Annotated in this window: 17 protein-coding genes; 11 read left to right on the top strand and 6 right to left on the bottom strand. The window is 62.6% G+C overall.

The window, feature by feature from the left end:
- Positions 1-23: 23 nt before the first annotated feature.
- Positions 24-572, bottom strand: coding sequence for a cob(I)yrinic acid a,c-diamide adenosyltransferase (locus tag VIZ63_RS11850; protein ID WP_331609827.1), 549 nt, complete (start codon positions 570-572; stop codon positions 24-26).
- Between the two features lie 144 nt (positions 573-716).
- A complete protein-coding gene (locus tag VIZ63_RS11845; RefSeq protein ID WP_331609826.1) occupies positions 717-1370 on the bottom strand; it encodes a TetR/AcrR family transcriptional regulator in 654 nt (217 codons plus the stop codon).
- Between the two features lie 168 nt (positions 1371-1538).
- Between VIZ63_RS11845 and VIZ63_RS11840 the strand changes: the two genes are divergently transcribed.
- The 4 genes from VIZ63_RS11840 (at position 1539) to VIZ63_RS11825 (ending at position 8858) form a co-directional block, all read left to right on the top strand.
- Positions 1539-5021 carry a methylmalonyl-CoA mutase family protein gene (locus tag VIZ63_RS11840; protein ID WP_331609824.1) on the top strand — a complete coding sequence of 1161 codons (3483 nt, stop codon included), beginning with the start codon at positions 1539-1541 and terminating at the stop codon, positions 5019-5021.
- A gap of 51 nt (positions 5022-5072) precedes the next feature.
- Positions 5073-6845: an acyl-CoA dehydrogenase gene (locus tag VIZ63_RS11835; RefSeq protein WP_331609823.1), complete on the top strand. Its 1773-nt coding sequence runs from the start codon at positions 5073-5075 to the stop codon at positions 6843-6845.
- A gap of 163 nt (positions 6846-7008) precedes the next feature.
- Positions 7009-7830, top strand: a complete 822-nt coding sequence (locus VIZ63_RS11830; RefSeq protein ID WP_331609822.1) for an ABC transporter substrate-binding protein — start codon at positions 7009-7011, stop codon at positions 7828-7830.
- A 77-nt stretch (positions 7831-7907) separates the two neighbouring features.
- Positions 7908-8858, top strand: coding sequence for a ketoacyl-ACP synthase III (locus tag VIZ63_RS11825; protein ID WP_331609821.1), 951 nt, complete (start codon positions 7908-7910; stop codon positions 8856-8858).
- A gap of 151 nt (positions 8859-9009) precedes the next feature.
- Here the strand turns inward: VIZ63_RS11825 and VIZ63_RS11820 are convergent, their stop codons facing one another.
- Positions 9010-9501: an Lrp/AsnC family transcriptional regulator gene (locus VIZ63_RS11820; RefSeq protein ID WP_331609820.1), complete on the bottom strand. Its 492-nt coding sequence runs from the start codon at positions 9499-9501 to the stop codon at positions 9010-9012.
- Between the two features lie 148 nt (positions 9502-9649).
- Here VIZ63_RS11820 and VIZ63_RS11815 point away from each other — a divergent pair, with 148 nt between their 5' ends.
- The 3 genes from VIZ63_RS11815 to VIZ63_RS11805 are packed head-to-tail and all read left to right on the top strand — an operon-like array spanning position 9650 to position 13163.
- Complete coding sequence (locus VIZ63_RS11815; RefSeq protein ID WP_331609819.1) at positions 9650-10891, top strand: thiamine pyrophosphate-dependent dehydrogenase E1 component subunit alpha; 1242 nt, start codon at positions 9650-9652, stop codon at positions 10889-10891.
- 2 nt (positions 10892-10893) lie between these two features.
- Entirely contained in the window at positions 10894-11910 is a 1017-nt protein-coding gene (locus VIZ63_RS11810; protein WP_331609818.1) for an alpha-ketoacid dehydrogenase subunit beta, read from the top strand.
- The gene (locus VIZ63_RS11805) at positions 11907-13163 is read left to right on the top strand and encodes a dihydrolipoamide acetyltransferase family protein (protein WP_331609817.1); all 1257 of its coding nucleotides are present in this window, start codon (positions 11907-11909) and stop codon (positions 13161-13163) included. Before VIZ63_RS11810 ends, VIZ63_RS11805 begins: the two co-directional genes overlap by 4 nt.
- Before the next feature lie 69 nt (positions 13164-13232).
- On the opposite strand, the gene VIZ63_RS11800 is transcribed toward VIZ63_RS11805, so the two are convergent.
- Positions 13233-14291 (bottom strand): putative zinc-binding peptidase, encoded by a 1059-nt coding sequence (locus VIZ63_RS11800; RefSeq protein WP_331609816.1) that lies wholly within the window; start codon positions 14289-14291, stop codon positions 13233-13235.
- A gap of 225 nt (positions 14292-14516) precedes the next feature.
- On the opposite strand from VIZ63_RS11800, the gene VIZ63_RS11795 reads away from it, so the two are divergent.
- The 3 genes from VIZ63_RS11795 to VIZ63_RS11785 all read left to right on the top strand — a co-directional run bounded on the left by VIZ63_RS11795 (position 14517) and on the right by VIZ63_RS11785 (position 16341).
- Positions 14517-15500 carry an SDR family oxidoreductase gene (locus VIZ63_RS11795; RefSeq protein ID WP_331609815.1) on the top strand — a complete coding sequence of 328 codons (984 nt, stop codon included), beginning with the start codon at positions 14517-14519 and terminating at the stop codon, positions 15498-15500.
- Positions 15501-15584: 84 nt separating this feature from the next.
- Positions 15585-15881, top strand: coding sequence for a DUF2934 domain-containing protein (locus VIZ63_RS11790; protein ID WP_331609814.1), 297 nt, complete (start codon positions 15585-15587; stop codon positions 15879-15881).
- A gap of 169 nt (positions 15882-16050) precedes the next feature.
- Positions 16051-16341, top strand: coding sequence for a hypothetical protein (locus VIZ63_RS11785; protein WP_331609813.1), 291 nt, complete (start codon positions 16051-16053; stop codon positions 16339-16341).
- A 135-nt stretch (positions 16342-16476) separates the two neighbouring features.
- Here VIZ63_RS11785 and VIZ63_RS11780 read toward each other — a convergent pair whose 3' ends face one another.
- A complete protein-coding gene (locus VIZ63_RS11780; RefSeq protein ID WP_331609812.1) occupies positions 16477-19524 on the bottom strand; it encodes a TonB-dependent receptor in 3048 nt (1015 codons plus the stop codon).
- Between the two features lie 407 nt (positions 19525-19931).
- On the opposite strand from VIZ63_RS11780, the gene VIZ63_RS11775 reads away from it, so the two are divergent.
- Entirely contained in the window at positions 19932-23048 is a 3117-nt protein-coding gene (locus VIZ63_RS11775) for a discoidin domain-containing protein (protein WP_331609811.1), read from the top strand.
- Between the two features lie 142 nt (positions 23049-23190).
- Here the strand turns inward: VIZ63_RS11775 and VIZ63_RS11770 are convergent, their stop codons facing one another.
- The gene (locus VIZ63_RS11770) at positions 23191-25326 is read right to left on the bottom strand and encodes a glycoside hydrolase family 3 N-terminal domain-containing protein (RefSeq protein ID WP_349261178.1); all 2136 of its coding nucleotides are present in this window, start codon (positions 25324-25326) and stop codon (positions 23191-23193) included.
- Between the last annotated feature and the right edge of the window lie 18 nt (positions 25327-25344).

Below are 25344 nucleotides of genomic sequence, written 5' to 3'. Positions count from 1 at the left end.
GAGGCGCGACGGCTGATGCAGCGTCAGCGGCTGCGCTTCCAGAGCACTTCCTGGCCATTCTCGTGACGGGCCAGTACACGCGCCACGACGAACAGCAGATCGGACAGCCGGTTGAGGTACTGCGGCACTTCATGGGCCACGGACTCCGAGTCCATCAATCGCCACACTTCACGCTCGGCGCGGCGAGTGATCGTCCGTGCCAGGTGGCACGCCGCCGCCGCGGGACCGCCACCGGGCAGGATGAATTCCTTGAGCATCGGGAGATTTTCGTTGAGCCGGTCGAGCGCCTGTTCGAGCGCGTCGATCTTCGGCTGCTCGATCGCGCGATAGCCGGGGACGGCGAGTTCGCCGCCGAGATCGAACAGATCGTGCTGGATCTCCGTCAGCAGTGTCACCACGTCATCGGGCAATCCCTGCACGGCGAGCGTCATGCCGATGGCGCTGTTCGCTTCGTCGACGGCGCCATACGCTTCGATGCGTCCGTGAGTCTTGGGCACGCGCGTGCCATCGCCAAGACCGGTGGTGCCCTGATCGCCGGTGCGGGTGTAGATCTTGCTGAGTCGGTGGCCCATGAGTGTCGATCCGAGTGTCGAAAGTGAAAAGGTAACGGAGCCGAGGGAAGGGATAGGGACTAGGGACTAGCTTGAGGAGACGAGAGCCCTTTCCCCAATTCTGACCTGGAGCCTGGAGCCTAGCGCCTGCCTTTTATGCCCGCGCTATCTCGGCTGCAGCCCCAGGTCAAACAGGTCCAGATAGCGCGCTGCGATCTGCGCGGCCGAGAGCGGTTCATCGTCCCGATACCAGTGCGCGATCCAGTTGATTGCGCCAGCGATCGCGAATGCCGTCATCTTTTCGTCGCATTTGCGCAGCGAGCCGTCGCGCGCACCTTCGCGGATCAGGCGACGCAGTCCCTGGTCGATCTCCGATTTGAGTTCCTTCACTTTCCGGCTCATCGCCGGACTCAGGTCCTGATTCTCCGCCTGGACCATGCACCAGCCGAAATCGGAAGTAATCGCCTCGGCGTAACGCGAGATGACGATGCTCAGGCGTTCGCGTGCCGATTTCGTCGAGTCGCCCACCTCGTCGAATCCCGCCATGATCAGCGCAAGACCTGCGCGGAAGCACTCGAACAGGAGCTGTTCCTTGTTTTCGACGTAGTGATACACCGTCGGCTTCGTGACATTCAGGATGCCGGCGATGTCGTCGAGCGACGTGTTGTGATAGCCGCGGGCCCGGAAAGCGCGGGCTGCAGTCTGGATGACGGCCTCGCGTTTGCGTTCGCGATCGCGCACGCGCGATGCGGCAGGGGACCACAGTGCGGTCGTTGCGGCATCCGCAGCGGATTTCTTGGCTGTCGGTCGACTGGCCACTCGCACTCCTGACGGGTCGTGGATTGCCGAATCATACGCGCCGTATTGACGCGTTGCGTCATGGTTCACCGGCGTTGACCCGTTGCGGCAACCCTAAATATACTCACGAGTATATTATATACGGCAAAGTACCTTTGCCACCTTGTCGTTGCCTCAGGGGGCCGCCGAATGAGTAGTGTTGTCGATTTCTCGCGCACCGTTTCCTCCGGCACGGAGTCCGTTGCCGACGCCGGCAAACCGTTGCGCTTCGTGACCGCGGCCTCATTGTTCGACGGACACGATGCGGCCATCAACATGATCCGCCGGCTGCTGCAGGCACACGGCGCCGAAGTGATTCACCTCGGTCACAACCGCAGCGTCGCCGAGATCGTGCGTGCGGCCATCCAGGAGGACGCCGACGCCATCGCGGTCTCCTCGTACCAGGGCGGCCACAACGAATACTTCGCCTACATGGTCGACATGCTGCGCGAGAAAGGTGTCGATCACATTCGCGTGATCGTCGGCGGCGGCGGCACGATTGCTCCGCACGAGGTCGAGGCGCTCGAGCGTCATGGGGTCGAGCGGATCTATACGCCCGAGGACGGACGCCGGATGGGACTCGACGGCATGATCGATGATGTGTTCAAGCGCGTGCGCGCCGCGAAGAAGCCGGCATTTGCATTTGCGCCGCTCAATCCGCGCGAGCATGAGCAGATCGCGCGGACGATCTCCGCGCTGGAAGACGCGGATCCGGCGGAGCAGGACGATCCGATCCGGCGCGCCATCGCGAAGTTGAAATCTCATGCGCCGGTGATCGGTCTCACCGGCACTGGCGGCGCCGGCAAATCCAGTCTGACCGACGAGCTGTTGCAGCGCTTCGCGCGCCATTACCCGGAGCGCAACATTGCGGTCATCGCCATGGATCCGACCCGCCGTCGCTCCGGCGGCGCATTGCTCGGCGATCGCATTCGCATGAACTCGCTGTCCGCGGGCAATATTTTCATGCGGTCGCTCGCGACCCGGCGGCAGCATCTCGCCACCAGCGCCATTCTCAAGGACGCCATCGGCCTGCTGCGGCTCGCGGGTTTCGACCTGATCGTCGTCGAGACGGCCGGTATCGGTCAGTCGGATACCGAGATCGCCGATCTCGTCGATGTCTCCGGCTATGTCATGACCAGCGAGTACGGTGCAGCGAGCCAGCTGGAAAAGATCGACATGCTGGATTTCGCCGATGTCATCGTGCTGAACAAGTTCGAGAAGCGCGGCGCCGAGGATGCGCTGCGCGACGTGCGCAAGCAGTGGCGTCGCAACCATCGCGACGGCGCGCATCTGCCCGATGCCGACGTGCCGGTGTTCCCGACGATTGCCAGCCGCTTCAACGATCCGGGCGTGAATCGTCTCTTCGGCGAACTCTGCCGGTTGGTCGATGCGAAGGTGCCGACTGCCGGACGCAGCTGGACCGTCGACGACGTGGGCCCGACGCAGTTCGTGTCGCGCGATCCGTTGATTCCGGCGTCGCGCTCGCGCTATCTCGCGGAGATCGCCGGCAATGGTCGCCGCAGCAAGGCATCCATCGAGACGGCAGCAGAAGCAGCGCGCCGCGCAGGCGGACTTTATGAGTCGCTCCGTTCGCTGCACGACGTGAAGTTGCCCGGACCGCTCGATCGCTTTCCGGAAGACGCACTGACCGAATCGGGCGCTGATCGCAGCTTGTTGCAGCTGCGGGCCGCGTACAACGAGGCGCTCGATGCGATCGGCCAGGAGGGCATCGCCGAGTTGAAGCGCTGGCCACAGCGTGTGCGCGGCGTCAGCGATGCGCAGTATTCGTACAAGGTGCGCGACAAGAACGTCGTGGGCGAGAACTACACGACCTCGCTCAGCGGCAACCCGATGCCGAAGATTGCCGCGCCAACGTTCCGCGACTGGGGCGAAACGCTGAAGTTCATCCTCAGCGAAAACCTGCCCGGCAGCTATCCGTACACGGCCGGTGTTTATCCCTACCGCCGCGAGGAAGAGGATCCGATCCGCATGTTTGCGGGCGAGGGCGGACCCGAGCGCACCAATCGTCGCTTCCACTACCTGGCGGGCGGGCATGGCGCGACACGCCTGTCGACGGCCTTCGACTCCACCACGTTGTATGGCGAAGATCCCGATACGCGTCCCGATATCTACGGGCGCACGGGCAACTCAGGCGTGTCGATCGCCACGCTCGATGACATGAAGAAGCTCTATTCGGGTTTCGATCTGTGTTCGCCGACGACGTCAGTGTCCATGACCATCAATGGCCCGGCGCCGATGTTGCTGGCCATGTTCATGAACACGGCGATCGATCAGCGCGTCGAACGTTTCCTGCGTGCCGAAGGCCGCTGGACCGCAGCGGAGCAGCGGGTCGCGCAGTTGCGCAGTGCCGTCTCCGCCGCAGCACCGTTCTACAACGGCGATCTGCCGGAAGGACACGATGGCTCCGGGATTGCGCTGCTGGGCATTACGAGCGATCAACTGGTTGCGCCGGGTGTGCTGAGCGCCGAGGAATACGCGAAGCTGCGCGCCGAGGCGCTCTCGCTGGTGCGCGGCACGGTGCAGGCGGACATCCTCAAGGAAGACCAGGCGCAGAACACCTGCATTTTCTCGACCGAGTTTGCGCTGCGCATGATGGGCGACGTGCAGCAGTATTTCATCGATCACAAGGTTCGCAACTTCTATTCCGTGTCGATCTCCGGCTATCACATCGCCGAAGCGGGCGCGAACCCCATCAGCCAGCTCGCCTTCACGCTGTCGAATGGGTTCACCATCGCCGAGTACTACCTGGCGCGCGGCATGAAGGTCGATGACTTCGCGCCGAACTTGTCGTTCTTCTTTTCCAATGGCATGGATCCGGAATACGCGGTGATCGGTCGTGTGGCGCGCCGCATCTGGGCGCGTGCGATGCGTGATCTTTACGGCGCCGGGCCGCGCAGCCAGATGTTGAAGTACCACATCCAGACCTCCGGCCGGTCGCTGCACGCGCAGGAGATCCAGTTCAACGACATCCGTACGACCCTGCAGGCGATGTACGCGCTGTTCGACAACTGCAACTCGCTGCACACCAATGCCTATGACGAGGCATTGACGACCCCGACCGAGGAAAGCGTGCGTCGTGCGGTGGCGATCCAGCTCATCATCAATCGCGAACTGGGGCTCAACAAGAACCAGAATCCCTGGCAGGGCTCGTTCTTCATGGAATACCTGACCGACCTGGTCGAAGAAGCGGTTTATAAGGAGTTCGAATCGCTCTCCGAGCGCGGCGGCGTCCTCGGCGCCATGGAGACCATGTACCAGCGCAGCCGCATCCAGGAAGAGAGCATGTACTACGAAAAGCTCAAGCACGACGGCACGCTGCCGCTGATCGGCGTGAATACGTTCCTGAGCGAGCAGCCGGACGGCGAAAAGTCGAAATCGGTCGCCCTGATCCGTTCGACGGACGCCGAGAAGGATTTCCAGGTAGCCGCCGTGCGTAATTTCCAGCAGCGCAATGCGGGTGAAAGCACGGCAGTCCTGGCGCGCCTGCAGTCAGTCGCCACATCGGGCGGCAATGTCTTCGAGGAACTCATGAATGCCGTGAGGGTGTGTTCGCTCGGGCAGATCTCCCGTGCCCTTTACGATGTCGGCGGACAGTATCGCCGCAGCATGTAACCGGGCTTCCGTTATCATTGGTTCTGGTTTCATTTCTCATCTGTTTGCACCATGTACAAAGCCCCGCTCAAAGAATTGCGTTTCGTCCTGCACCAGCTCGTCGGCGATGCACGCCTCGCAGAACTGCCCGGCCTGGAAGACTATTCGACCGATCTCGCCGACTCCGTGCTCGAGGAAGCCGGCACATTTGCCGAAGAAGTCCTGGCTCCCATCAATCGCACCGGTGATCTGGTCGGCGCGAAGTGGACGCCGGATGGCGTAGTCATGCCTCCGGAGTTCAAGGCCGCTTACACGCAGTTTGCCGACGGCGGCTGGACGCAGCTGCGCGCACCGCAGGAGCATGGCGGGCAGGGCGCACCGACGATCCTCGGCACCGCGGTCGAGGAGCTGTGGGCGTCCGCCAACCTCGCATTCAAGCTTTGCCCGATGCTGTCGCAGGGCGCGGTCGAAGCCATCGAGCAATGCGGCACGCCGGCGCAGAAGCACCAGTACCTGCCGAAGATCATCAGTGGCGAATGGACCGGCACGATGGTGCTGACGGAACCGCAGGCCGGCTCGGATCTGGCAGCGATCCGCACGCGCGCCGTGCCGGACGGCGATGCCTATCGCCTGTACGGGCAGAAGATCTTCATCACCTACGGCGATCACGACTTCACGCCGAATACGATCCACCTGGTGCTGGGCCGCATCGAGGGCGCACCGGCCGGAACGAAGGGAATTTCCCTGTTCATCGTGCCGAAAGTGATGGTCAACGACGATGGCAGCCTCGGCGAGCGCAATGACGTGCGTTGCGTATCGATCGAACACAAGATCGGCATCCACTCGAGTCCGACCTGCGTCCTGTCGTTCGGCGATCGCAGCGGAGCTGTCGGCTACCTGGTCGGCGAAGCCAACCGCGGCCTCGAATACATGTTCATCATGATGAACGCTGCGCGACTGTCGGTCGGCCTGGAAGGCTATGCGATCGCGGAGCGCGCCTATCAGCATGCGCTCGAGTACTCGCGCAACCGTGTCCAGGGTCGTCCCGGCGGCAAGCGTGGTCCCAGCGAAGGCAAGCCGCTGCCGATCGCGTATCACCCCGATGTAAAACGCATGCTGCTGACGATGAAGGCGCATGCGGATGCGGCGCGGGCGATCGCGCTCTATACCGCGGCCCAGCTCGATATCGGCCGTCGTCACACTGATGCAGCCGTGCGCGGCGCAGCGCAGGCGCGCGGCGATCTGCTGATCCCGGTCGTGAAGGGATGGTCGACCGAGACCGGCGTTGCGATGGCGTCGCTCGGCGTCCAGGTCTTCGGCGGCATGGGCTTCGTCGAGGAAACCGGTGCGGCGCAGTTCTATCGGGATGTGCGCATCACGACGATCTATGAAGGCACCACCGGCATTCAGGCCGCCGATCTCGTGGGCCGCAAGGTCGCGCGGGATGCTGCCGATGCGATGAGCAAACTCATCGCCGACATGGTCGAAGATCTCGAGCCGCTGACGGCGAGCCAGCCATCCGCTGCTGCGGCGCTTGCGGCGGTTGGAGCACTCCGCGACGCCACGACGAATCTGTTGCAGTCATGGAAGCAGGACCCGGAACGTGCGCTCGCAGTCTCGGTGCCTTACCTCACGCTCAGCGGCCTCGCCATCGGCGGCTGGTTGCTGGCCAGGTCGTACGATCTCGCGGCAGCCAGCATGAACGACGACCGGGAGTTCTATCAGGGCAAGCAGCAGATCGTGCGCGCCTACATGGAACAGGTCCTGCCGCAGGCGCATGCATTGGCGGTGATCGTCAAGTCGGGCGCCGGCAGCATCGTTGACGCGGATCCCGCGTTGTTCTGACCACCCGGGAGCGGGAGGCAGGTACGCAAAGGAGCACAAGGACGAGCACATAGGAACACAAAGCGGAATTTCGTCTTCGAGCCCATTCCTTTGTGCTCTTTTGTGTTCTTCCTTGTGCCCCTTTGTGTACCTGCTTTCCTCTCCGAGTATCGACAGTTCACGCATGACCTCCGACTACCCCAGCCGCATCGTCTGTCTGACCGAAGAAACGACCGAAACGCTCTACCTGCTCGGTGAGGACTGGCGGATCGTCGGCATCTCCGGGTTCACAGTACGGCCAGCACGCGCGCGCAAGGAAAAGCCGAAGGTGTCGGCGTTCACCAGCGCGAAGATCGATCGCATCTGCGAGCTGCAGCCGGACCTGGTGCTGGGGTTCTCGGATCTGCAGGCCGATATCGCCGCGGATCTGGTGCGTCGCGGCGTGAACGTGCACGTGTTCAATCATCGCAACGTGGCCGGCATCCTGAGCATGGTCCGTATGCTCGGCGGGATGGTCGGCTGTCAGGCACGTGCCGAGGCCTTGGCGGCGGATCTGGCGGCTGGACTCGAGCGTCTGCGAGTGAGTGCTGCGCGCTGGCCGGTACGTCCGCGCGTGTACTTCGAGGAATGGGACGAGCCGCTGATCGCCGGCAGCACCTGGGTCTCCGAACTCGTGGAGATTGCCGGAGGACAGGAGTGTTTCCCGCAGTACGCCCGGCATTCGCTCGGCAAGGACCGCATCATCGCGGATCCGGCCGAGGTCCTGGCGGCGGCTCCGGACCTGATCTTCGGATCGTGGTGCGGCAAGAAATTCCGGCCGGAAATCGTTCGGGGACGGGTGGGTTGGTATGCGATTCCAGCCGTAGCGTCCGGTGAGCTGCACGAAGTGAAATCGCCGCTCATCCTGCAGCCCGGACCCGCGGCCCTGACCGATGGCGTGCAGGTCATTCACCGGGTCATCGAGCGCTGGCATGAGCGCCGAGAGCATGCGGCCGCCAGTCAGTGAGTCGTGTCTCTCAGATCGACAACGGCTCCGTGGCATAATCCCGCGCCGCCAGGTTCCGCCCGGAGTTGACCCGTCTCGTGTTCATTCATGCTTCCGCCGATTACGTTCCCACCCGCGTCGTCGACAACGAATATTTCAGTAGCCTGACCGGCCGTCCGACGGACTGGTTCGAGAAGCTCACCGGAATTCGCCAACGCCGCCGCGCCGCACAGGGCGAGAATGCCAACACGATGGCCATTGCTGCCGTGGAAAATCTGGTGCGCACGTCGCCGCAGATTCTCGACGGAGTCGACCTCATCATCGGTGCCTCGTACACGCCCTGGGACACGATCGGCACGATCGCCCATGTCGTGCAGAAACATTTCTCCATTCGCGATGCCCGTGCGTTGTATGTGTCCACCGCGTGCTCGTCATTCATCGACGCGCTGGAAATGACCTGGGCCTACTTCCAGGCGGGACGCGCCTCGCGTGCGCTGGTCATCGCGGTCGAGCACAACAGTCTCTATTCGCGCGACAGCGATGAAAAGTCCGGTCACCTGTGGGGCGACGGCGCCGCCGCGCTGCTGGTGTCGAAGGAACCCGGCGGTCAGGGCGTGCAGATCATCGATGTCCGAGCCGTCGGTCGGGGCGATCTGGGTCGCGGTCCGGAAGGCATCCAGATGGTGCCGCACCAGGACGGCCTGGTGATGCTGCACGGTAAAGACATCTTCATGCACGCATGCCGCGAGATGGTGGCTGCGGCGCACAGCATTCTCGATCGGCACGGCGTATCGCTCGACGATGTGCGACTCATGATTCCGCACCAGGCGAATCAACGCATCATCAATTGCGTGATCGAACATCTGAAGATGCCGGCAGAGCGCGCTGCGCTCACCATTCAGGAACTCGGCAACACCGGCTGCGCGAGCGTGGCCATCACCTATCACCGGCACTGGCAGCGACTGAACGCCGGCGACATCGGTCTCATCGTGGCGTTCGGCGGCGGCTACTCGGCCGGCGCTGCGCTGCTGCGCCGGCTTCCGGGCTGAAGAAGCGAAGTGAAGTAACCGCAAAGAACGCATAGAGCGCAAAGACGGAAAGCTCCCGACAAGGCGCAAAGGCCGGGTCGGTGTCCGATCTTCACTTTCGTTTTTTGCGGCTACTCATGCGTTCTATGCGTTCTATGCGGTTACTCCACTCCTAAATCCTCGACAGAGGCAACGCAGTCGTCTCCTTGATCGCCGACAGCGCGATCGACGAGTTCACCACCTGCACGCCCGGAAACCGCGACAGGTGATCGCGGAAGAACGCTTCATACGCCTTGAGATCGCGCGCAATGATGCGCAGCAGGAAGTCGGTTTCGCCGAGCATGGTGTAACACTCCAGGATCTCGGGGTGCTTGCGGACCGCCTGCTCGAACTTCACGACCGCATCGCCCCCCTGACTCGAGAGCCGCACGTGCGCGAAGACCGTCACGTGCAATCCGACGGCTTCGCGATCCAGCAGCGTCACGCGCTGCTTGATGACACCGTCCTTTTCCAGGCGTGAGATGCGGCGCCAGGCCGTCGTTGCCGTCAGACCGACCTTCTCGGCGATCTCTGCTGCCGACAGATTGCCCTGCTGCTGCATTACGTCGAGAATTTTCAGGTCGGTCCGGTCGAGCGGGCGTTTCGTCATATCTGCATTGCTCATTGCACGAAAGTCAGGTTATTGAAACGAGTCTTTCAGAAAGACCCGAGGCCATGCAAGTTTTGGCAATGAGCGTCACAGGGGTTTGGCGTACGCTGTGGCGCTGATCAGGGTCGTTTCTTGAATGCAATAACGAGGAGAACACTCCGCCATGCCATCTGCATCGCGCCTTTATGTTCCCCATCCGCCGGCCAGGCCCGGCGAGTCGGCGAATTTCCGCTATCTGAAGCTGTCGCCCGCGGGCTCGGTGGCGCGGCCTGAAACCAAGGCTCCCACCAACACCATCGCTGACCTCGCTACCGCGCTCGTGCGTGTGCTCGACGACGACCATCGTGCCGTCGGTCCCTGGGATCCGCATCTGGAAGCGTCGGAGCTGCAGGTCGGGTTGCGCCACATGCTGACGACCCGTGTGTACGACGATCGCATGCAGCGTGCACAACGACAGGGAAAGATCTCCTTCTACATCCGCTCGATGGGCGAGGAAGCCGTGTCGGTCGCGCCGGCCATGGCGCTGCGTCCTGGCGACATGCTGTTTCCTTCCTATCGCCAGCAGGGATTGCACGTCGCGCGTGGTCGCACGCTGGTCGATCTCATGTGCCAGTGTCTGTCGAACTCGCACGACATGTGCAAAGGCCGCCAGATGCCGATCATGTATCACTGGACCGGCGGCAATATTTTCTCGGTGTCCGGCAACCTGACGACGCAGGTGCCGCAGGCGGTGGGTTGGGCGATGGCCGCAGCCATCAAGGGTGAGGATCACATCGCAGCGACCTGGACCGGCGAGGGCGCCACAGCCGAGGCGGACTTTCATCACGCGCTGACGTTCGCCGCGGTGTATCGCGCGCCGGTGCTGATCAATGTCGTCAACAATCAGTGGGCGATATCGACCTTCCAGGGATTTGCCGGTGGTGAGCAGCAGACATTCGCAGCTCGTGGTCCCGGCTATGGCATTCCAGGTCTGCGCGTCGACGGCAACGACTTCCTCGCCGTTTATGCAGTGACGCAATGGGCGGCGGAGCGCGCGCGCACCGGCGCCGGCGCCACATTGATCGAGCACGTGACGTATCGCGCCGGCCCGCATTCGACCAGCGACGATCCGTCGCGCTACCGGCCGAAGGATGAGGGCAAGGAGTTTCCGCTCGGCGATCCGATCGAACGCCTCAAGCAGCACCTCATTGCGACCGGCAACTGGTCCGACGAACAGCACCAGCGACTGGAACAGGAAATCAGCGAACTCGTCGCCGATAACTGGAAGGAGTCCGTGTCGTACGGGACGATGACCGACGGACCATCGCTCGATCCCGATTCGCTGTTCGACGATGTGTTCAAGGAAGTCCCCGAGAATCTGCGTCGCCAGCGCGAAGAGCTGCGCAAGCTGCGGCAGGAGCGTTGAACATGGCGCAAATGAATATGGTCCAGGCGCTCAATTCGGCGATGGACGTCATGCTCGATAAGGATCGGACCGTCGTCGTCATGGGGCAGGACGTCGGCTACTTCGGCGGGGTGTTCCGCTGTACCGACGGCTTGCAGCGCAAGTACGGCGAGCATCGCGTGCTCGACATGCCCATTGCCGAAGGCGGCATCATTGCGACGGCCATCGGTATGGGAGTCAATGGATTGCGGCCCGTGGCCGAGATCCAGTTCGCCGATTACATCTATCCGGGCTTCGACCAGATCACGAGCGAGCTGGCACGGCTGCGCTACCGCACGGCCGGCGACATGTTCGCACCGGTGACTGTGCGTGTTCCCGCCGGTGGCGGCATTCGCGGCGGCCAGACGCACTCGCAGAGCCCCGAAGCCCTGTTCGCGCATATCTGCGGCGTGAAGGTGCTGATGCCGTCCAATCCTTATGACGCCAAGGGTCTGCTGATTGCGGCCATCGAAGACGACGATCCGGTGATCTTCTTCGAACCGAAGCGGCTCTATAACGGCCCGTTCGATGGCGACCCCAACAAACCCGCCACGCCGTGGAGTGTCCATCCGAAAGGCGAGGTGCCCGAAGGGCATTACACCGTGCCCATCGGCCGCGCCGAGATCGTGCGGCCGGGCAATGACGTCACCGTGATCACGTACGGCACGCTCGTGCACGTGGCAGAGGCCGCAGCGAAGGCGAGCGGCACGGATTGCGAAATCATCGACCTGCGTTCCATCGTACCGCTCGATGTCGATACGATCGCGACGTCGGTGAAGAAGACCGGCCGCTGTGTCATCGTGCACGAGGCAACGCGCTTCGCCGGCTTCGGTGCCGAGCTTGCGGCAACCATCCAGGAAGAATGCTTCTGGAATCTGGAGGCGCCGATCGAACGTGTCACCGGCTGGGACACGCCGTATCCGCATGCATTCGAGTGGGAATATTTTCCGGGGCAGGAGCGCATCATCGCTGCCTTGAAGAAAGTTAAGGCGGTCAAATGAGTCGCTATGTTTTCAAGATGCCGGACCTGGGCGAGGGCACAGTGGCGGCCGAGATCGTCGCCTGCCACATCAAGCCCGGCGACGTGGTGACTGAAGAACAGATCATTCTCGACGTCATGACGGAGAAGGCGACCGTCGAAGTGCCGTCGCCCGTCAGCGGTCGTGTCGTGTCGATCGCCGGCAAGCCGGGAGACAGCATACCCGTCGGCGCTGAGGTGATCGTGTTCGAAACAGACACGGCCACGGCAAGCGAGCCGCAGCCAGCCGCGGCGGTCGCACCGGTCACACCGGTCACAGTAGTTACGCCGCAGAAGGAAGCGAAACCCGCGGCTGTATCGGCGCCTGCAGCAACCTCCCCGGCGGCCACCGGTGGCAGGATCATGGCGTCGCCTGCGACCCGCCGTCGTGCGCGCGAAGCAGGTATCGAACTGTCGCAGGTGCCGGGCAGCGGCCCCGGCGGACGCATATCGCGCGAGGACTTCAGCAACTTCGTCGAGCAGCGCTCTGTCGCGAAAGCACCGGTAGCCCGGGCGGTGACAGGCCCGGAAGTCGAAGAGATGCCGGTCATCGGCCTGCGCCGCCTGATTGCACAACGCATGCTGCATACGGTGCAGACGATCCCGCACTTCTCGTATGTCGAAGAAGTCGACGTGACCGAGCTCGAGTCCCTGCGTCAGTATGCGAACTCGAAGCTGCCCAAGGGCGCGGCGTCGTACACCTATCTGCCGTTCATTGCGCTGGCGCTGGTGCGCATCCTGCCGCGATTCCCTCAGTGCAACGTTCGCTATGACACGGAGCGCAACGTGCTGATGCGCTATCGCCCGCTGCACCTGGGCATCGCCACGCAGACGCCCGACGGACTGAAGGTGCCGGTCGTGCGCAACGTCGAGGCACGTTCCCTGAGCGACGTGTCGGCGGAGATTCGCCGCGTCACCGAAGCGGCGCGCACCAACAAGGCGACGCGCGATGAGTTGTCAGGATCGACGATGACGCTGACCAGTCTCGGCAAGCTGGGCGGCATCGCGTCCACCCCGATCATCAACGCACCGGAAGTCTCCATCATCGGCATCAACAACGCGGTGGAACGACCGGTCGTCGTTCGCGGCGCGATTACCGTGCGGCGCATGATGAACATCTCCAGTTCGTTCGATCACCGGTTCGTCGACGGTCACGACGCGGCGTCGCTGATCCAGGCCCTGAAGGAATGCCTGGAGCATCCGACGATCATTTTCGCGTCGCTCGACTCTGTCTGAGGAGCCGAGATTCCACGGGGAACGCGGGGAAACACGGGGTCGAAGAAATGTATTTCTTTATCCGTAGGCTCAGGAGCGCTGCTGACTCACCGTCTCGTGGACGAAGCGCAGCTTGTCCACGGCGGGGCCTGGCAGAACGAATGGATACGCGTCGGTCAGGCCCAGTCCGCGATTCAGGTTGTTGAGCAGATAGGTCAGCGACATCCAGTCGCGCATCAGCCGGGCGAAATCGCTGTGCGTCAGTAACGGCGGCGATTTCATCGCTGGTTCTTCGGGATGCGCCGGTTTCAGGCTCAATCCGCACGCCGCCGCGGTATCGAGCGTATCCGTCAGGTGCATGTAATGGGCCCAGGTTTCGGCCCAGTCTTCCCACGGATGCGTGCTGGCATAGGCGCTGACGAAACGCTGCTGCCAGTCGGCGGGCGGTCCCTCTTCATAGTGCCGCTTGAGCGCCGCAGCGTAGTCCTGCTGTTCGTCGCCGAACAGCTCGCGGAAGCCGGCGAGCCGTCCGCTCGCGGCGATCAGTCTGTCCCAGTAGTAGTGCCCGATCTCGTGGCGGAAATGTCCGAGCACGGTGCGATAGGGTTCGTGCAACTGTTGCCGGCGTGTTTCGCGCTCCACATCGTCGGCTTCCAGTGCATTGATCGTAATGACGCCATTGGCATGGCCGGTGAGCACCGGTTTGGCGTCGGGTGTCGGATCCGGCACTTTGAACTCGAAAGCGAGACCCCGTGCGGGATCTTCCGCGCGCGGCGTCAGTGGCAGCGACAGTTCGAGCAGGCTGTACACGAGCCGGCGTTTGGCGGCCTCGAGCTTGAACCAGTTGCTCTGGTGCTCGGCGTTTGCCGCATCGGGACTGACCGTGGTCAGTCGGCAGGAAGCACACAAGGCGTGCGCGTCGTCCATCGGGACCGCCCAATTGCACATCTGCCGTTCGACGAAGTTGCTGCACAGACGATACCGATGCCGCGTGTCCTGCGGCTCGTGCCACGCGCCGTCCGCGTCCTGGGTCAACGCGGTCACGATGCGTCGATCCGGCAGGAAGGCCAGCGTGTGTCCGCAGTTGAGGCAGGTGGAATTCTCGAAAAACACCAGCGCATTGCAGTTGCCGCAATGGAATACTTTCATGAACTCGATCCGTGTAGCGGCCGGCCGCTGTTCAATGCGCGACGGCACTCGCAAGTTTCGGTCATTGACTGCATGTGATGATTCCTTGGGCGGTCAAGGAGCATTGACCGCGGATCGGCGACTTCAGTCGCATTCTGTTCCGCTTCGGACGCCGACGCGGCGGGAACTTTAGCGGCGCGCATGCGGTTAGCCACTAACTGACAGACCGCAGCTGCAGGAAACGCCATGGCATCACGATCATCTGGCCGGCCAACAGCGGCGCGAGGCGCGGCGCGCAGGCACCGGAGCATTCAACGACAGGTCGCGCGTTCCGATCGAAAGTCCGAACCGCCGAAGCCGCACGCCATGCAGGCGGGTGCACGCACGTACCCGGAACCGCCGCTGCCCGCGCAACATCACGCCAAGCCGGGGCAGGAGTCAGCGATCGACCCGCGCCCCATGTATGACGCGCCGTTCTATCGGGGGTCGGGCAAGCTGCACGATCGCGTCGCGCTCATTACCGGGGGTGATTCAGGCATCGGGCGCGCTGTTGCGGTGCTGTTCGCGCGGGAAGGCGCCGATGTGGCCATTGCGTACCTCGATGAGCATGCGGATGCTGCAGTCACGAAGCAAGCCGTGCAGAGTGAAGGACGGCGCTGCATTGCGATCAGCGGCGATGTGTCCAGTCGCCGCTTCTGCGAGTCCCTCGTCAAGCGCACGGTGCGCGAACTGGGTCGACTCGACATACTGGTGAACAACGCTGCGTTCCAGCTCCACGCAGACGACATCGTGGATCTCACCGACAAGCACTTCGACACGACACTGAAGACCAACCTGTACGGCTACTTCTATCTCTGTCGCGCTGCCATTCCGCATCTGCGCCGCGGCAGTGCCATCATCAATACCGGTTCGGTCACCGGTATCGACGGCAGCAAGCATCTGCTCGACTACTCGATGACGAAGGGCGGCATTCATGCCTTCACGCGATCGCTGGCGGGTCACCTGATCGGTCGCGGGATCAGGGTCAACGCCGTGGCGCCCGGTCCCGTATGGACGCCGCTGAATCCTGCGGACAAGCAGGCCGGGGATGTCAGTCAGTTCGGCGCGGCGACGCCCATGGGTCGCCCGGCGCAGCCGGAGGAGATCGCGCCGGCGTACGTATTTCTCGCCTCGCCCCAATGTTCGAGTTACATCACGGGTGAAATACTCCCGATCATCGGCGGCTACTGAGTCCGCGGCGCATCAAAATGGAGGAGGAACTTTGGCGCCGGTGCATCACTTGTAATCGATGCTCATCGACGAAGGAGGAAGCTCATGCCTGCACGCAATCGCTCAACGAACAAATCCACGTCTGCAACCGGTCGTCGCCTCAACGGCGGCGTCAGCGAGAACAAAACTGACACAGGCGACGAGTCCATCGAGCCGGTACCGGAGTTGCGACTCCTCGGTGAGATGCGATCGGTCACCTCCCGCGAGGAGCGGATCGCGATGTCCGCTTACTGGCGTGCCGCTTCGCGACAATTTGCCCCCGGACATGAATTGGACGATTGGCTGGCAGCGGAATCCGAAGTCGATGCCAAAGACCGCGGTAGCGCAGCGTCGGAGAAATAGGCCGTCGTACCATCCCAGGAGCGGAACATTCACGTGTCTCACTGGTTATGCAATGTGGCTCAGGGGAATTTCTCAAGGCCAGACGATTCCGATCGATAAAAAATGCGGCACGTCTGGGCATCCGACGATGGAGTATCAATTCATGACAGGCCCAGGTCGACCCAGACGCATGGAATCCGATATCAGTGCCACGAGTGCACCGCGCCATTGGCCCGACCGGTTCAGTGCCGACCTCATCGATGCTGAACTCGACCTGGCCAATGTTCTGATGGATGTTGCGGAGCACCAGGAACGGACGACGACGAACAGCGGCTATCGCCGTGCCCGACAGATACACGAAGGTCTCGTGAACGCGCTCGGCGAAACGATAGGCTCGTGGCCGGGAAATGCAGAAGGGCGGATCGCGCTGCTGCATCAGCGGCTGGAACGTTTCATCGCCGAGATCGTGACGACCCCCTGAGATTGTAGATTCGAATGGCGAGAGCGGCGCTGGGGGACTACTCCGGCGAGCGTTCGCTTACCCTTGCAGTTCAGACGGTGCGGTCTGCGCGGAGAAACGGGACGGAGCGACCACTCCATCCCGTCATCGCCTCGCTCAGCGCCAGTTGGCGCTGAGCGAGAGCTTGAACGTGCGTGTCGGCTGCAGATAGGTGGTCGGATTCAGGAAGTTCGGATTCGGCGCACCGAAATTCCCTGAGAACTCGTCACGGCCGTCGGGATTCTCCCAATTGAACGCGTTCAGCAGGTCGAAGCGGATGCGCAGATTGAAATCTTCCATGACCGTGAACGTCTTCTGTGCCGCCAGATCGAACTGCTTGTAGCCGAGTGTCGTATCCGGCTTCTTCGCATCCCAGAAGCAGTGATCCGGGTCGGTGGCCTCGACGCAGTTGACGGTCGAGTAGAACATCGGCGTGGCCAGGTTCAACTTCGCGGACAGGCCAATTCCCCGGGGCGCATCCAGGATGCCGGTCATGACGAGACGGTGCTCGGGTACGCCCGTCGATGTATTCCAGCCGAAGTCATTGATGCTCGGATAGTCGAAGATGTAGGTGTCGTCGTCCTTTGCCGTATTGATGCGATTCTCTTCGGCGTCGGTAAATGTGTAGGCGAGGGTCACGCCCCAGCCCGAGTCCGACGAATACGGTTTCTGGATCGACAGCAGCACCTGCTTCGCCTTGGTCTCGACGCCGTTGGTACCGAGCAGGATGTTGCCAAGGTTCTGTCCCTGATAGGCCGGGTGCTCGCCCCATGGCGCGTTGTTCCAGGTCGTGCCGGGCGGACGGAAGGAGCCGTCCGGATAGCGCTGACCGAGCAGGAAGATAAGGCCATCCTTGTACTCGTTATAGACGAACGTCAGCTGCGTCTGCCAATCGTGGTTCCAGACCACGAAGCGGTCGCGAATCCCCAAGCTGAACTGGTCGGAGTAGGGCGTCTTGATGTCGTTGTTGAGCATGAAGACTTCCGCGCCCTGCAGTGGCCGCGCGGTGGCCAGCGCATCGAGCTGGGCGCGATCGAAGTAGATCGGGTCGAATGGCCCGAGACAGGTCGTGCCGCGCGATTGGCACTGGTTCGCCGGATCGGTCGGTGAGTCGAACCAGTACTCGTAGGTGGGGAAGCTGCCCTTCGTGGTTTCACGGGCCAGGTACTCGAACACGTTGCGATCGTACGAGCGGCCAGCGCCGCCGAAGATCACATGACGTTCGTCTTCGGTGAGGTCGTATGAGAATCCGAGGCGCGGCGCGATCGCGTCCTTGAAGGCGTCGCGATTGTTGCCCGTGCTGATGTAGTCCTCGATGTTGATGCCGCCGAGGCGCAATGCTTCGGCGTACGGAGCGCCGCCGGCTGCGGGGTTCGGGTTGGGTGAATTGAACGCGTCGATTACGACCTGCGGCGTGACGTAGTCGAGGTAGGCCGGTGCCTCTTCGTAGTCGTAGCGAACGCCCAGATTCAACTGCAGCCGGTCAGTGACATCCCAATCGTCCTGGAGATAGATGCCGTACTGCTTGTTGTCCGACGCGGCGCTCGTCTGTCCGAACTGGGAAACGCCGCCGAACTTGACCCGGAAGGGTGTCTGGGTCGGGTCGTTCAGGTCGACGGCAAAAAGCGGATTGAAGGGCGTCTGCGACGCCACGGTCAGATCGACGCTCTTGTATTTGATGCCGGTCTTGATCGTGTGGTACCCGCCTGCGAACTCCAGCGCATTGAATGTGAGGTCGTTCTGGAACCCCCAGCCCTTCTGGCCGCGGTCGTCGAAGATGTTGCCGCCGCCATAGTTGAACGTGAAGTTGTTGTTGTCGAAGCCGCCATTGAAGAGCGAGAAACCGTTCTCGCTCAGGAACGGCCGCGGGCTGAAGCTCGAGTCCTCGTAGGTGATGTGCGCGTCATTGATGAAGGACTCACCGGTGTACTGATAGCGCAGATCCCAGCGGCTGTCCTCGTTGGCATTCACCGTGCCGTAGCTGGGCGACTCGTTGTCGCCGAAGGAGTAGTCCGATTCGTCGCGGTACTTCCACGACAACTCGAACAGATTCGCATCGCCCAGCGTCAGGTCGACCTTGGCGAATATCAGGTCTTCATCGAACTCCTCGTTGAACGTGCCGGCGAAGTCCGTGTAAGGAGGCGGCAGCGGGCCGATCCAGTTGGTTGGAAATACCGTCGCCGGCGATTCGATCTCCTTCTTCTCGTAAGTGGCGAAGAAGTGCATCCGATCACGGATGATCGGACCGCCGATGCCGATGCCATACTGATTCTGCTCCGAAGGTGCCTTGACGCCGTTTGCCTCTTCCCGTGGGTCCTTGGCGCGCCAGTCTTCGTTGGTGGTGTCGTAGAACGCGTCGACCTGGAACTCATTCGTGCCGGACTTGGTCACAGCCACGATGGCGGCGCTGCTGACCTGATCGAACTCCGCCTTGTAGTTCGACGTGATGACCTTGTATTCGCCGATTGCGAGCTGCGGGAATGGATTGCCGCGAGTGCCTCTGTTGCTGGCGGAACTGTCCGAGAGTTTTCCCTGACCCCCGACACCGCCACGCGTCACGTAGTTCTTCTGACCGACGCCGTCGATGTAGACGTTGACGCCATTGGCCGATTGCGCGCCGCTGCGCAGTTCCGTCTGGCCATTGGCGCTCTGGATGAACTGCATGCCCGGTACGGTTTCGGCGAACTGCAGGAAGTTGCGCGAGTTCTGCGGCAGCAACTCGATCTCCTTGAGGGAAATATAGCTCGCAACTTCCGAGGTCTTGGCTTCGACCAGGCGTTCGGCCGAAACGACCACCGAGTCGAGCTCGCGAGCCTGCGTCGCGCCGACATTGAGATCGAGCGTTGCCGTCTGACCTACCTGCAGGACGACGGTCTGGGACGACTTCTTGCCGCCGGCATCGACATCGACGCGATACGCCCCCGGTGGCAGACCGGCGAGCGTGTAGTTGCCGGTATCGTTGGCCTGCACCGCGCGAGTCAACCCGGTGTTGACGTTGGTGGCGATGACGCTCGCGCCGTTCGCGGGCACGGCATCGAGGGTGACATTGCCGCGCAATGTGGCACTGACGGATTGTCCCAGCGCATACGGCGTTGCGATGAGCAGGGCGCCGGCGATGGCGGCTTTCAGCGCGTGACGCGCGCGCTGCCGATGGGTGGTAATCATCCGAAGGTCCCCCTGATTGACGGATTGCATATCAAAATAATTGCGGAGAGGTTGGCATGACGGGCCAGTGCAGCACGAGGCTCGGCGGCTGATGCGCACGCCGTGCGTTGGAGAATTGCAACGCAGTCGCGCTTCGCGAGATTTCCAAACGCTCATGCCGCCGCAGTCGCGTACCTGTCGGCGTCATCGCCGGTGAGTCATTCATTTGACGCAGCATCGTGGGCAAAAACTCTGCGTCCGATAAAGAGTTCCGTTGGCCTGGAACAATTGCCAACGCACAACGTAATGACGATCATTGCGTAGAAGCCACATCGAAGAGCAGTTGAACAGGCAACTGGATGTTGGCTGAATCGCGCAACCGGTATTGAAACTGCGACAGGAAAATTACCGACAGCAGCGGAGGTTCGGTGCCGTCATTTTCTTTGCTCTGCAGCCTGCCGTGGCTGACAGTCCTTGCTGCCGTGTTTTCCGGATTCGTTGCAAACGCTCAAACGCCAGGCGCAAAGTCACTGCCATCACGATCGCAATGGACTGCGAGTGCATCGGCGCTCGACAACCCCGCACTCGCGCCGACATTCGCCATCGATGGCGATCTCAAGACGCGTTGGGGCGGTCCGTTCTCACCCGGACACTGGCTGCAGATCGACGTCGGTCGCAGCGCCAGCATCGGTGGCGTGATCATTCGCTGGGACAGCGGCTTCACCGAGACATACCTGATCCAGGCGTCCGAGGATGCGCAACGCTGGACGACGGTGGCGGACATCGATGACGGTGCGGGTAATGTCGAGTACGTACTGTTTCCTACGGTGACCGCACGCTATCTGCGTCTGGCCAGCAAGCCGAAGACGGCGGATTGGGGCGTGTCGGTACTGGAGTTCGAACCGATCGCGGCGCAAGCCGCGCCGCAGATCGCGGGCCCCGCGGGGAATCAGGCACTGTGGGCCGGCGGCGCGCGCTCCCTGCCTGCAAATGGCACGCTCGACATCCGCCTGCCACAACCGATGGACGTCTCTGGCCTGCAAGTGTTCTGGGATGGACCGCGAGAAAGTGCACGCCTCGAAGGCCGCTTGGGCACTGGTGTCTGGCGCGTGCTCGCGGAAGATCCTGATGCCTCCGGCGACATGTCCTATCTCAGTGCCCCCAAGTCAGAGAACGTCAGCGCGCTGCGCTTGGTCGTGACCACGTCCGGCGCACCCGCGACGATTCGCCGCCTGCGCCTGCTGAGTCCGTCGCAGGTCATGACGCCTTTGAAGCGCTACGAGATCAAGGCATCACGCACCAATCGCGACCTGTATCCGGACACGCTGCATCGGCAGCAAGTGTACTGGACGGTGGTCGGCATTCCTGCCGGTCGACAGAAGTCGGTGTTCGACGAATACGGCAATCTTGAAATGTTCAAGGGAGCGCCGCTCGTGCAACCTCTCTGGCGCGACGATACAGGTCACACCGTCGCCGCCAGCACGGCGCAACGTACGCAGGAGTTGCGTGAGGGTTGGATGCCCATGCCGACGGTCCGCTGGTCGCCGCAGCCGGGTGTCACATTGCAAACGGACGCGTTCGCAGTTGCACAGAACGGCGCGCCGGTCACGCTGACGCGCTATCGCGTGCGCAATACGGGCACCGCACCCGTACAGGGGCAACTGGCGCTGATCGTCCGGCCGCTGCAGGTCAATCCACCGTGGCAGCACGGCGGTATCGCGCCTATCCGCACGGTGCGGATCCAGGGGGAACCGGCGGAGACGTCGATCAGTATCAATGGCCGCACGTTCGTGCACTCGCTGTCGTCCGTCGATCAGCGCGCGGCTGCCGGCTTCGGCAAGTTTGGTGAGGGCGAGATCACGAATGCCGTGGTCTCCGGCAGGTGGCCTGCAGCACTCGACGCCAGAGATGACGACGGGCTCGCCGCGGCGCTCCTGGGCTATCGCGTCCAGTTGGCGCCGGGTGAGCAGCGCGATGTCGTTCTCGCGTTTCCATTGGGCAACGAGCACATCGATTTCACGACGGAGTCATTGCCGGCCGCACCCGCGTTCGATCGTGCCGCGCTGCTTACGAACATCGCCGATGCGGGCAAGGCATTCGATGTCATCTCCTCGCAGGTCGCGCAACAGTGGCAGGACAGTGTGGGTCGCATCCAGCTGTCGCTTCCCGACCAGTCGCTCGTCGACATGATGCGGGCGCAGACCGCATACATGCTGCTGAACCAGACCGGACCGGCGCTGCAGCCTGGACCACGCAACTACAACCGTTCCTTCCTGCGCGATGGTTCGGCGACGGCGTCGGTGCTGGCCCGCATGGGTCTGGTCAAAGCCGCGCGCGACTATCTGCGGTGGTACGCAGATCATGCCGTGCATCCGAACGGCCTGGTGTCGCCAATTCTCAACGAAGACGGTTCCGTGAATCGCGGCTTCGGCTCCGATCTCGAACATGACAGCCAGGGGCAGTTCATCTGGCTGGTCGCCGAGATCGCGCGGGTCGATGGCGGTCCGTCCAGCGTGCGGGAGTTCGAACCGCAGGTGACACTGGTGCTCGAGTACTTGCAGGAGTTGCGTCAGCGCACGCTGGCGCCGGGCTATTTCGCCGAGCGTGAATCGCCACAGCGCTTTCACGGCATTCTCGCGCCGTCGATCAGTCACGAGGGCTACTCGGTACCGACACACAGTTACTGGGACGACTATTGGGGGCTGAAGGGCTGGCACGACGCGATCTGGCTGGCGGAGCGCTGGGGCAATGCGGAACTCGCCGCCTGGAGCCGCGAACAATACGAAGCGCTGCGTGCATCGGTTCGACAGTCCATCGAAGCAACGATTGCCTGGAAGAAGATCGACTACGTACCAGCGTCAGCCGACCTGGGAGATTGGGATCCAACCAGCGTATCCATCGGCATCGATCCGGCGAATCAGATGGACCTCATGCCGCAGGCGGCGTTGCAGCGCACGTTCGATCGTTACCTCGAAGAAGTACGACGACGCGATGAACCCGACGCGTTGTATGCCTACACGCCTTACGAACTGCGCAATGTGTTGACCTACGTGCATCTCGATCGTCCGCAGGTGGCCGACGAACTATTGACCAACTTCATGCGCCATCGCCGGCCGGCGGGATGGCACGTCTTCGCGGAAGTCGTTCATTCGCTGGAACGGCGCGATCGCTACATGGGCGACATGCCGCACACCTGGATCGGAGCGGAGTACGTGCGCATGATTTTCGGCATGCTCATGCATGAAGACGACAAGCGTCTGCGTTTATTGCCCGGAGTGCCGCAGAGCTGGGTAGCGGGCGAGGGCATCCGCATCGGCGAACTGCCGATCACGTATGGATCGCTCACGATGACAGCGCGGCAGAAGAACGACACGCTGCGCGTGACGCTCGGACCTGGCTTGCGGCCAGAGACGCAGCTGGCCGTGGTCTGGCCCACGCGACGCAAACCATCGCGTGTGACTGTCGATGGACGGGTCGCCGAAAGTTACGACGAACAGGGCATCGAACTGAACGCGTCGTTCCGTGAACTGGTGGCGCAGTGGTGAACTTGTGTGACGATTCCGAACCAAGGATAAGAAGCTCCACGGGGAACACGGGGTGACACGGGGCATGAAAAGGCGATAAGAATGCAATTCTTCCACCCCGTGTACCCCGTGGAGATCTTCAATGCTTCCTCGGTGGGCTCTGTCAGAATCCCCGCTCGAGACCGAACTGCGCCGGCTTGCCCTGTGCCGCCGACGGTGCGATCCATACATCGAATGAGCCGGGTTCGGCGATCCATGCGTTGTCCGGTCCGACGAATTCCAGGTCGCGGCGCGAGAGCTGGAACGACACCTCTGTGCTGGCGCCTGGCTGCAGCAGCGTTTTGCGGATGCCCTTCAGTTCGCGGACCGGTCGCGTCACGCTGGCGACCTTGTCGTGGATGTAGAGCTGGGCGACTTCCTCGCCGGCGCGCGGTCCGGCGTTGGTGATGCGTGCGCTCACCGTGATGCTGCCATTCCATGGCAGCTTGGCAGCGCTGACCTTCACGTCGCCGTAGGTGAACTTCGAGTAGCCGAGGCCGTGACCGAACGGGTAGAGCGCTTCGTTCTTCGTCTCGCGGTATTGAGCCTTGTACGACGGTGAATCATCGGGTGTCACCGGCCGGCCGGTCGCGCGATGGTTGTAGAAGTAGGGCTGTTGACCGGATTCATGCGGGAAGCTGATCGGCAGGCGTGCCGACGGGTTGTAGTCGCCGACGAGAACATCGGTGAGCGCATTGCCCGATTCCGAGCCGAGGAACCAGTTGACCAGGATGGCGTCCGCGTCGCGAATCGCGCCCTGCAGCGCGAGCGCACGGCCGGTGCTCAGCAGCACGACGATGGGTTTGCCGGTTGCGGCGACAGCTTCGGCAAGGTTCTGCTGGGGTTCCGGAACGACGATCGACGTGCGCGATTGCGCCTCGCCGCTCATTTTTTCGCCTTCGCCCACGGCGAGCAGGACGATGTCGGCCGATTTCGCGGCAGCCACTGCCGCTTCGATGCCGCCGTCGATCGGTGCTTCGATGTCGGAGCCCTTGATGACGGTCACTGACGCGATTCCCGCATTGGCCAGACCCTGCCTGAGAGTGATGGATTCGCGCTCGTCGCCAAAGAGTGTCCACGGTCCGAAGAGATTCCGGCGGTCGTCGCCGAGCGGACCGATCAGCGCGATGCGTGCGGACTTCTGCAGCGGCAGCACACTGCCGGCGTTCTTGAGCAGCACGACCGATCGTCGTGCCGCGTCGCGCGCCAGGGCACGATGCTCGGCTTTACCGATATCCGTCTTCTCGCGTGCCGCGTCCAGCGACCGGTACGGATTGTCGAACAGGCCAATGGCCTTCTTGACACGCAGCACGCGGCGCACGGCTTCATCGACGACGGCGACCGGCAGTTCGCCACTGGCCACGAGTTTGGGAAGCTGCGTGTTGTAGATGCCGCTCTGCATGCTCATGTCGACGCCCGCACTCAGCGCCAGGCGTGCAGCATCGCGCTCGCCCGCAGCAACGCCGTGCTTGATCAGCTCGAGATCGGCGGTGTAGTCGGAGACGACGAAGCCGGGAAATTTCCATTCCTCGCGCAGCAGCTGCGTCATGAGCCAGCGATTGGCCGTCGCCGGCACGCCATTGATGTCGTTGAACGAGCTCATGGTCGTCAATGCACCTGCGTCGAAGGCGGCCTTGAAGGGCGGCAGATGAATCTCGCGCAGTGTCTGCTGCGATATATCGACGGTGTTGTATTCCATGCCGCCGGCCACGGCACCGTATGCAGCAAAGTGCTTCGGCGTTGCGAGCATGGAGTCGGCTGCCAGCAGCGAAGGTCCCTGGAAGCCGCGCACGCGGGCCGCCGCGAACAGACTGCCCAGGTAAGTATCTTCGCCAGCTCCTTCAGCGACACGTCCCCAGCGCTGATCGCGCGCGACGTCGACCATGGGTGCAAAGGTCCAATGCAGCCCGGCTGCAGAAGCTTCGATGGCGGTCACACGCGCGGTGCGTTCTGCCAGTGCCGGCTCGAAACTCGCGGTCTCACCGAGAGGAATCGGAAAAACCGTGCGGAAGCCGTGAATCACGTCGGCAGCGAGCAGCAAGGGAATCTTGAGGCGCGATTCCTCGACCGCGACGCGCTGTGTCTCCCGGCCGGCAGCGACCCCGTAGCCGTTGAAGAGCGAGCCCACGCGACCGGCGCGAACATCGGCGCGCAAGGCGCTGGACTTTTTGCTCGCAAACTCCGGGTTCGCGTTGGCGGCGAAATTGCGCGTGGCGTCGGCGAGTATCGTCAGCTGGCCGGCCTTTTCCTCGATCGTCATTTGCGCGATGAGCGCCTC

Origin of the sequence: Povalibacter sp. (assembly GCF_036520495.1) — a bacterium.
Lineage (GTDB): Bacteria > Pseudomonadota > Gammaproteobacteria > Steroidobacterales > Steroidobacteraceae > Steroidobacter.
Note: the sequence above shows the minus strand (reverse complement) of the source record. Positions and strands in the feature narration are given on the sequence as shown.

What these genes read in the sequence shown, in the direction of transcription:
- VIZ63_RS11835 (WP_331609823.1), top strand. Translation starts at nt 5,073, where the DNA reads ATGTACAAAGCCCCGCTCAAAGAATTGCGTTTCGTCCTGCACCAGCTC.
- VIZ63_RS11785 (WP_331609813.1), top strand. Translation starts at nt 16,051, where the DNA reads ATGGAATCCGATATCAGTGCCACGAGTGCACCGCGCCATTGGCCCGAC.
- VIZ63_RS11830 (WP_331609822.1), top strand. Translation starts at nt 7,009, where the DNA reads ATGACCTCCGACTACCCCAGCCGCATCGTCTGTCTGACCGAAGAAACG.
- VIZ63_RS11820 (WP_331609820.1), bottom strand. Translation starts at nt 9,501, where the DNA reads ATGAGCAATGCAGATATGACGAAACGCCCGCTCGACCGGACCGACCTG.
- VIZ63_RS11780 (WP_331609812.1), bottom strand. Translation starts at nt 19,524, where the DNA reads ATGATTACCACCCATCGGCAGCGCGCGCGTCACGCGCTGAAAGCCGCC.
- VIZ63_RS11800 (WP_331609816.1), bottom strand. Translation starts at nt 14,291, where the DNA reads ATGAAAGTATTCCATTGCGGCAACTGCAATGCGCTGGTGTTTTTCGAG.
- VIZ63_RS11840 (WP_331609824.1), top strand. Translation starts at nt 1,539, where the DNA reads ATGAGTAGTGTTGTCGATTTCTCGCGCACCGTTTCCTCCGGCACGGAG.
- VIZ63_RS11790 (WP_331609814.1), top strand. Translation starts at nt 15,585, where the DNA reads ATGCCTGCACGCAATCGCTCAACGAACAAATCCACGTCTGCAACCGGT.
- VIZ63_RS11815 (WP_331609819.1), top strand. Translation starts at nt 9,650, where the DNA reads ATGCCATCTGCATCGCGCCTTTATGTTCCCCATCCGCCGGCCAGGCCC.
- VIZ63_RS11850 (WP_331609827.1), bottom strand. Translation starts at nt 572, where the DNA reads ATGGGCCACCGACTCAGCAAGATCTACACCCGCACCGGCGATCAGGGC.
- VIZ63_RS11795 (WP_331609815.1), top strand. Translation starts at nt 14,517, where the DNA reads ATGGCATCACGATCATCTGGCCGGCCAACAGCGGCGCGAGGCGCGGCG.
- VIZ63_RS11805 (WP_331609817.1), top strand. Translation starts at nt 11,907, where the DNA reads ATGAGTCGCTATGTTTTCAAGATGCCGGACCTGGGCGAGGGCACAGTG.
- VIZ63_RS11770 (WP_349261178.1), bottom strand. Translation starts at nt 25,326, where the DNA reads ATGACGATCGAGGAAAAGGCCGGCCAGCTGACGATACTCGCCGACGCC.
- VIZ63_RS11810 (WP_331609818.1), top strand. Translation starts at nt 10,894, where the DNA reads ATGGCGCAAATGAATATGGTCCAGGCGCTCAATTCGGCGATGGACGTC.